We start from the raw sequence: 2,231 nt of genomic DNA on the forward strand, positions 1-2,231 counted from the left end.
CGGTCTCCTCTGTCTTCACACGCGTCGTCACCTTGTATCCGGGTCGGAGGCAACGGGTCGGATCCGGGGGCCGGGTCAGTCGTCGGCGACCATGTCCTCATGCACTCTGTATCCCAGTGCCTTGAGCATACGAACCAAGGCGTCTCGGAATTGCGTGGCGTTCTCGCGGGGCAGCGGACCGATGACCTTCATCGCTCCCTCAAGGTCAAAGTAGCGGGTGTCGCCCCTTTCTTCATACCCCTCGCCAGAGATTGGGATCATCCAGACGGACCATTGCTCGGGCTCCAGTCCACAGTTGAATTCCATAAGGATAGTGACGTTCTTGTCGTCCGGAACCGCGTGCATGAGCGGCATCCTTTCGTTCCAGACCCATCCTCGCACTGAACCCGAGTGCGGGCAAGAGGCAGTGATACACCTTAGTCAAAGGCGACTTCGATCCATGTCTCCGGGGCTCTGTTGAGGGTTTGGGCCCAGGCTTCGTCCACTCGTTCGGCCCAGGTTGTGCCCATTTCGTATTCGTCGTTAGGGTCGTAGTTGCTGTATTCGGAGGCCCCGCCCCAGACCACGTAGCCTTCCGGCACGTCGAAGGGATCGTCGCCGAAGATGCTTTCGACCTGTTCGCGGTTGTAGCAGTAGTCGCCGGTCCAATGGAGGCCGTCGTAGATGAGGGGCTGCCTGATCGCGTAGCCGTCGGGATAATACTCGGTGAAGATTTTGTAGCGGTTCGAGGATGGGTTCTGCTTGAACTTGTAGACGACGTAGAGCCAGGTCCAGGTGCGTCCGTCGATGATCCTGTCGATTCGGTAGGCTTCGCCCTGCGCCCGCTGGCGCGAGAAGTCCACGTCGAGGAGGTTCTGGCCGACGGTAAAGGTCTGGTTCATGTTCACGGTGGCCAGGACGTTGCCGTTGGGATCCGCGGCGGAGCCTTCGATTCTAGCCTCAATGGGCACCAGCGGCTCGAGGTCGGCGGTGTTCTCGCTGGCCATAGTCACCGACGGCCGCTTGGTGCCGGTGGCAACGGGCAAGAGGTAGTTGACGCCGACGCCTTTGCTGACCGTGCCGGCGGGCAGGCTGGCGCCGCGGACGGTGACGAGGCCCCAGGCCGGCAGGTACAGTTGGCTGTCGGCCATGATAATGTGGAGCGTGGCGGTTCCGCCCTCCGGGTTGGTGCATTCGGTCAGTGACGAACTGAGCGAGGAGAACGCTTCGTAGTCGCAGGTGGCGATCCCGCCGCCGGCCATGTTCTTGAACAGGGCGGCGAACGAGCGGTAGGAGACCGAGGAAACCGGCAGATCGTCCCAGCCGAAGAACGTGCCGCAGCCGCAATTCTCAAACGTCGATTCGAGCTGCCGGCCGTACGGGCAGACCAGGTAGACGAAGCTGTCGGGAAGGGAGTCCATGGCTGCGAACAGGTCGGCCCGCATGTAGAAGGCAACGTCCCCCGACGAGGCCGAACCAGCGACCAGGAGGCTGCCCTCCTCGATCCACTCGTTCCACTGCTCGATGCGGTCGTCAGCCGCGACGCCGTTGTAGTCGACGGCTGAGCAGCACTGGACGTAGAGCGAACTGTCGCCCGAGGGCGAGCCGTAGAGGCCCTGGGCGAAGATGACCACGATCCCGTAATCGGCGAGGTCCAGGAAGTCGTCCGGAGTGATCTCGGTGCTGGTGGCGGTGGTGCGGGTCTTGACGACGATGTCGTCGTCATCCCAGCCGCGGAGTTTGAGCGTGTTGACCGCGGCCGTCACCGCATCGGCGCTTCCGCGCATGTCCGGGTAGGACGGATTGAGCAACAGGGCCTTCCTGGAGGTCGGCGCGTGGGCTTCGGTCGCCAGCTTTTCAACGAGGTCTGCGGGATCGGTCATGACCTTCGCCTGACGAGGCGCGGGCTCGGCCTCTGGGAATACGTCGGGATTCTCATAGTCGATCTCGTCCACGCCGTCTTCGAGAGCGTCGAAATCGACCGTATTGAGGGCGGCGAAGTAACCGTCGTCCATCTTGATGTAGACGGTGTAGCCGTCCTCGAAGAGCTTGGCCTCGGCGACCCCTTCCGTCGCAGCGAGGGCGTTGATCAGGTCGGTCCGGGCCTCGTCGCGGCTCTTGGTCGCCAGCGAGGCGACGAACTGCTCGACCAACGGCGTGACGGCTTGGCGGTCCTCTTCCGGCAGCAGGATGGTGTGGGCGTCGGCGGTGGCGTTTGGATCGACCGCATTGGGATCGGTCGCGTTCGGGTC

The 2,231-nt window shown here is 62.9% G+C and carries 2 protein-coding genes; both read right to left on the minus strand.

Annotation, left to right across the window (positions count from 1 at the left end; all coding sequences use genetic code 11):
* Positions 1-75: 75 nt before the first annotated feature.
* Positions 76-345 (minus strand): hypothetical protein, encoded by a 270-nt coding sequence (locus GXY33_10355; GenBank protein ID NLX05535.1) that lies wholly within the window; start codon positions 343-345, stop codon positions 76-78.
* A 71-nt stretch (positions 346-416) separates the two neighbouring features.
* A partial coding sequence (locus GXY33_10360; protein ID NLX05536.1) for a hypothetical protein occupies positions 417-2,231 on the minus strand: 1,815 nt, incomplete at its 5' end.

The sequence above is a fragment of the Phycisphaerae bacterium genome (assembly GCA_012729815.1).
Lineage (GTDB): Bacteria > Planctomycetota > Phycisphaerae > JAAYCJ01 > JAAYCJ01 > JAAYCJ01.